Origin of the sequence: Nocardioides sp., from assembly GCF_024509035.1 — a bacterium.
Classification (GTDB): Bacteria; Actinomycetota; Actinomycetes; order Propionibacteriales; family Nocardioidaceae; genus Nocardioides.
In genome coordinates this window covers 1-5,174 of record NZ_JANINT010000155.1, presented here as the reverse complement: position 1 = coordinate 5,174, position 5,174 = coordinate 1, and the positions used below count along the sequence as shown (strand labels likewise).

At 74.9% G+C, this 5,174-nt stretch carries 4 protein-coding genes and 1 pseudogene; 2 read left to right on the top strand and 3 right to left on the bottom strand.

Going from position 1 to position 5,174, the window contains the following annotated elements; translation table 11 throughout:
* From Q0L15_RS12240 to Q0L15_RS12230, 3 genes and pseudogenes are all read right to left on the bottom strand, one after another.
* Positions 1 to 409 (bottom strand): annotated as a pseudogene (locus Q0L15_RS12240) (hypothetical protein); the annotation flags it as partial.
* Positions 410 to 746: 337 nt separating this feature from the next.
* Positions 747 to 2,426 carry an AMP-binding protein gene (locus Q0L15_RS12235; protein ID WP_296604712.1) on the bottom strand — a complete coding sequence of 560 codons (1,680 nt, stop codon included), beginning with the start codon at positions 2,424 to 2,426 and terminating at the stop codon, positions 747 to 749.
* Between the two features lies 1 nt (position 2,427).
* Positions 2,428 to 3,558: a steroid 3-ketoacyl-CoA thiolase gene (locus Q0L15_RS12230; protein WP_296604710.1), complete on the bottom strand. Its 1,131-nt coding sequence runs from the start codon at positions 3,556 to 3,558 to the stop codon at positions 2,428 to 2,430.
* Between the two features lie 130 nt (positions 3,559 to 3,688).
* Here Q0L15_RS12230 and Q0L15_RS12225 point away from each other — a divergent pair, with 130 nt between their 5' ends.
* Both Q0L15_RS12225 and Q0L15_RS12220 read left to right on the top strand, forming a co-directional pair.
* Positions 3,689 to 4,594 carry an LLM class F420-dependent oxidoreductase gene (locus tag Q0L15_RS12225; protein ID WP_296604708.1) on the top strand — a complete coding sequence of 302 codons (906 nt, stop codon included), beginning with the start codon at positions 3,689 to 3,691 and terminating at the stop codon, positions 4,592 to 4,594.
* Positions 4,591 to 5,076 (top strand): nuclear transport factor 2 family protein, encoded by a 486-nt coding sequence (locus tag Q0L15_RS12220; RefSeq protein WP_296604706.1) that lies wholly within the window; start codon positions 4,591 to 4,593, stop codon positions 5,074 to 5,076. Before Q0L15_RS12225 ends, Q0L15_RS12220 begins: the two co-directional genes overlap by 4 nt.
* Positions 5,077 to 5,174 lie beyond the last annotated feature (98 nt).

Genomic DNA, 5,174 nt, shown 5'->3' with positions numbered 1-5,174 from the left:
CCTCCGGCTGCAGGTCGCGGGTCTTGGACACGACGTGGCGGGCGTAGGAGGCGCGGACCTCCCCGGCCTCGACGCGTGCCCACAGCTGCGGGTGGCGGTGGTAGAGGTCCTGGGCGTCGGCGATCAGCCGGGCCGCCGCATACGGTGAGCGGCCGATGCGGGCGCCGAGCTCGGCGGCCGCGAACTCCGTCACCTCCGCGACACCCGGCCCGCCCAGCCGGCGGGCCCGCTCGCTCCCGTGCACGCCGGCCCAGCCCGGGTCGAGCCGATCAGCGGAGTGGAGCACCGACCACTGGTAGGCCGCGCGGAGCAGGTCGACCTCGGCCCGCCAGACGGTCTCGGCGCAGGCGCCGGCGAAGTCGAGGACCTCGTCCTCGGTCATCTCCTCCAACGCCAGCGGCTGCTGCATGAGACAAGCCAACCAGGGCCCGCCGACAGTCGAAGGGCTCAGAACGCTGTATCCACAGGGGATTCGGAAACCCGAAAGTAAAATCTCTGATGCGGCGCGGGGATCGATGCGGCAGGAGGAATCCCGGGTCTGCAACGACGACCACAGCACAGCAACCCACCACGATCCGGCGCCCAAACGGGGACGGTGACCACCCTCGGGCGACCACAGCGGACGGCGACCACGCTCCCCGTTCTTCAGCAACGACGAGCCGGGCGTGCCCGCAGGCCGACGAGCATCCGGCGCCCTGCCGACGCTGCGGGGGTCTCGACAAGCTCCACCGGCGACGCTCCGGAGGTCACGTGGCCGGCAGCAGCGCCGTGCGGCCGTGGGCGGCGAACTCCGCCTCGATCGCTGCCCGGCCCGCGGCGTCGAGCGCGACGTACGCCGCGGTGCGGCCGACCCGGACGAAGACCGGGTCGTCGGTGACCCAGGCCGCCGCGCGCAGCGGTGCCTTGTCGACCTTGTTGCTCGCGGTCAGCGGGATCCGGTCGGTGACGCGGACGAAGCGCGGCCACCACTTGGCACCCATGTCGGGCTGCTCGGCCAGGAAGCCGGCGAACGCTGTGGGGTCGAACGTCTGCCCGGGCTCGAGCTCGACGGCGCACATCACCTGGTCGCCGGTGCTGGGGTCGGGCACCGCGTGGACGACCGCCGACAGCACGCCGGGCACCCGCTGCAGCACCCGCTCGACCGGTGCGGCCGCGAAGTTCTCGCTGTCCACGCGCAGCCAGTCCGAGGAGCGACCGGCGAACCAGAAGTACCCCTGCTCGTCGCGGTAGGCGAGGTCGCCGGACCAGAAGTCCGCGCCCCGCACCCGGTCGGCCGTCGCCTCCGGGTTGCGCCAGTAGCCCTCGAACCGGACGGCACCGCCGATGGCGACCAGCTGGCCCACCGCCTCGGGGTTGCACAGTCGGCCGGCGTCGTCGAGCACGGCACGGGGGCACTCGGCCCCGGTGGCCTCGTCGAGCACGCGGACGTCCGCGTCGCCGGCGGCGACGCCCAGCGCCCCGGCCGGGGTGTCCGGGGTGCGCGCGATGCGGAACACGCCCTCGCTGGACCCGTAGCCCTCGACGACCTCGCAGCCGAAGCGCGAGGCGAAGCGGGCGACGTCAGCCTCCGAGGCCTCCGTGCCGAACGCGAGCTCGAGGGTCGAGGTGCGGTCGCGGGGGTCCTCGGGACGCGCGAGGACGTAGGAGAGCGCGCGCCCGACGTAGTTGACGAACGTGGCGCCGTAGCGGTGGACGTCCTCGGAGAACCCGCTCGCGGAGAACCTGCGCGTGAGCGCGACGGTCGCCCCGACCCGCATGGCGGTCGCCAGGTTGAGCATCACGGCGTTGCCGTGGAACAGCGGCATGCACAGGTAGGTCACCGAGTCGCGCCGCAGCCGCACCCGGTCGACGAGCGCGTCGGTGAGCCGGCCGAGCCGGCCCTGCCCGACGACGACCGCCTTCGGCGCCCCCGTCGACCCGGAGCTGAAGAGCAGCATCGCGATCGTGTCCGGCCCGGGCAGCCGCTCGGGCACGGCGGCCCCGCGGTGCGGCGCCAGCACCTCGGCGTACGCCGCGTCGTCGATGTCGAGCACCAGGTGGTCGGGCACCCCGTGGTCCCCGCCGCGCAGCAGGTGGGCCAGCCGGTGCTCGGTGACGAGCAGGTCGACGTCGGCGTGCCGGATGTCGTGCGCCAGCTCGGGCCCGCTGCGGCTGGCGTTGATGCCGACCACCACCGCGCCGGCCATCGCGGCGCCGCTGATCCAGAACACGAAGTCGGGCACGTTCTCCAGCAGCACCCCGACGTGGACCTGCCGGCCCTCGGGCTCCGGGACCAACGCGGTCAGCGCGGCGGCACGCACCGCACCCTCGCGGACCACCTCGTCCCAGGTCCACTGCCGGTCCTCGAACCGGAGGCCGACGGCGTCGTCGCCCAGGCGCGAGCAGACGACCTCGGCGAACGTCTCGGGGGCTGTCTCGGGGGCCATGTCAGATCCGCTCCACGATCGCGGCCGTCGCCTGCGCCCCGCCGGCGCAGATCGCCACCACGCCCACGGTCTGGTCGCGGCGCTCCAGCTCGTCGACGATCGTGGCGAGGAGCCGGATGCCGGTCGAGCCGACCGGGTGGCCCAGGGCGATCGCGCCGCCGTTGACGTTGAGCCGGTCGGGGTCGACGCCGTGGACCTGGGCGAAGGACAGCGGCACGGCCGCGAACGCCTCGTTGACCTCGAACAGGTCGACGTCGGCGATCGTCATGCCCGCCCGGTCCAGCACTCGCTGGGTCGCCCGGATCGGTCCGTCGAGGAGGTACGCCGGCTCGGCGCCGACCAGGGCCTGCGCGACCAGCCGGGCGCGGGGGCGCAGGCCGAGCTCGCGGGCGCGGGTCTCCTCGACGACCAGGGCGGCGGTGGCGCCGTCGGAGATCTGGGAGGAGGTGCCCGCGGTGTGCAGGCCGCCCTCGCGGATCGGCTTCAGCCCCGCCAGCGCCTCGGCGGTGGTCTCGCGCAGCCCCTCGTCGCGGTCGACGACCCGGCCGTCGGGCAGGGGCACGGCCACGACCTCGCGGTCGAACCGGCCCGCGTCCCACGCGGCCCGGGCGCGCTGCTGGGAGCGCAGCCCGAACTCGTCCAGGTCCGCGCGGCCCAGGCCGCGGCGCCCCGCGATCCGGTCGGCCGCCTCGAACTGCGCGGGCAGGTCGACGCTCCAGGTCTCGGGCCGCGGCCGACCGACCTCGCCGAGGTTGGACAGCAGCGGCACCCGCGACATCGCCTCGACCCCGCAGGCCATGCCGACGTCGTACATCCCCGCGGCGATCTGGGCGGCGACCAGGTGCACGGCCTGCTGGGCCGAGCCGCACTGGGCGTCGATGGTGGTCGCGCCGGTCTCCTCGGGCAGGCCGGCGTGCAGCCACGCGAAGCGGGTCACGTTGTTGGACTGCTCACCCGCCTGCGTCACGCAGCCGCCGATGACCTCGGTGACCGCCGCCGCGTCGACGCCGGTGCGCTCGAGCAGCCGGGTCTGGACGCCGCCGAGGAGCTCCACGGCGTGCAGGCCGCTCAGGGCGCCGCCGCGCTTGCCGTACGGCGTCCGGACGGCGTCCACGATCACGGGCACGGGCATGCGGGGTCCTCCTCGGTCGATGCGTTGGCTCCGGCACCGTAGACGGGTGCGGCGAGGAGGTGACGCCGGATTTCCCGATGACCGGAAAGGCCCCTGGGCGACCCGGACCTGATGGGCCTAGGTTCCCCGCATGGCACCCACACCCGCCACCTCGCTGCGGTACGCCGTCATCGCCCCGGTGGCCGCCGGGACCACCGCCGACCCGGCCTGGATCGGCGCGTTCGCACGGCACGTCGAGGCGTGCGGGTTCGAGTCCCTCGTCGCCGTCGAGCACGCGGTCGTGATGAGCCGCTACTCCAGCGTCTACCCCTACGACTCCTCCGGCCGCATGGAGCTCGCCGACGACTGCCCGATCCCCGACCCGCTGGAGCTGCTGGCCTTCCTGGCCGGCCAGACCACCATGCTCGGTCTCGCGACCGGCGTGCTCGTGCTGCCCAACCACCACCCGGTCGTCCTGGCCAAGCGGCTGGCGACCCTCGACGCCCTCTCCGGCGGTCGGCTGCGGGTGTGCGTCGGCATGGGCTGGATGCGTGAGGAGGTGGAGGCCTGCGGCGTGGACTTCGACAGCCGCGGCCGCCGCGCCGACGAGCAGCTGCAGGTCCTGCGGGCGCTGTGGGCGGGCACCGACCCGGCCGGCGTCGACCACGAGGGCGAGTTCTTCTCGTTCTCCGGCGCGATGTCGTGGCCCAAGCCGGCCCAACCGGGCGGGGTGCCGCTGCACGTGGGTGGACACAGCCGCGCGGCTGCCCGGCGCGCCGGGAGGTACGGCGACGGGCTCCAGCCGCTCGGCGTCGCCGGCGAGCAGCTGGCCGGCCTCGTGGCGCTGATGCGCGAGGAGGCCGAGCGCGCGGGGCGCGACCCGGACCGGCTCGAGCTGTCGCTGGGCCACCTCACCGCCAAGATCGACCTCGACCGCGCCGGGCGGCTGGCCGACCAGGGCGCCTCGCGGATCGTGCTGGCCATGAGCCCCACGAGCGACCTGCAGCAGGCCATGGACGAGCTGTCCGCCTGCGCCGATCGGCTGGGCCTGCGATGAGCGGCCGGCCGGGCCTGTCGGCCGACGACCGGCTGCTGCTCACCGACCTCGTGCACCGCTACGCCGCGCTGGTGGACGAGCGGGAGGCGGCGGAGGTCGCCCGGCTCTTCACCGAGGACGGCGTCCTGGTCTCCCCCGACCCGCCCCGCTCGCTGGACCCGGTCACCGAGCACGCCGGGCGCGCCGCGATCGAGCAGGTGATGGCCGCGGTCGTCGCGCTGGAGACCAGCGTGCACGCGATCACCGGCGTGGTGCTCGACGCGGGCGAGGAGCCCGACACCGCCACCGGCCGGGTGACCTGCTTCGCCCACCACCTCACGCGGCGCGACGACGCGCCGTACGACGTCGTGTGGGCGGTCTGCTACCGGGACGTCTACCGGCGCACCCCGGACGGCTGGCGGTTCGCCCGCCGCGTCGCCACCGTCGACTTCCTCGACGCCCGGCCCATCCGCTCGGTCCGCGCCCGGTCGCCGCGCGGGTGACTCCGGGCGTACCGGTCAGTGGGACTGCGGCCGGGCACCGAGGCGGGCCGACGACCACCCTGGGCCCATGACCCAGACCGTGCCCGGCGCTGCCCCGG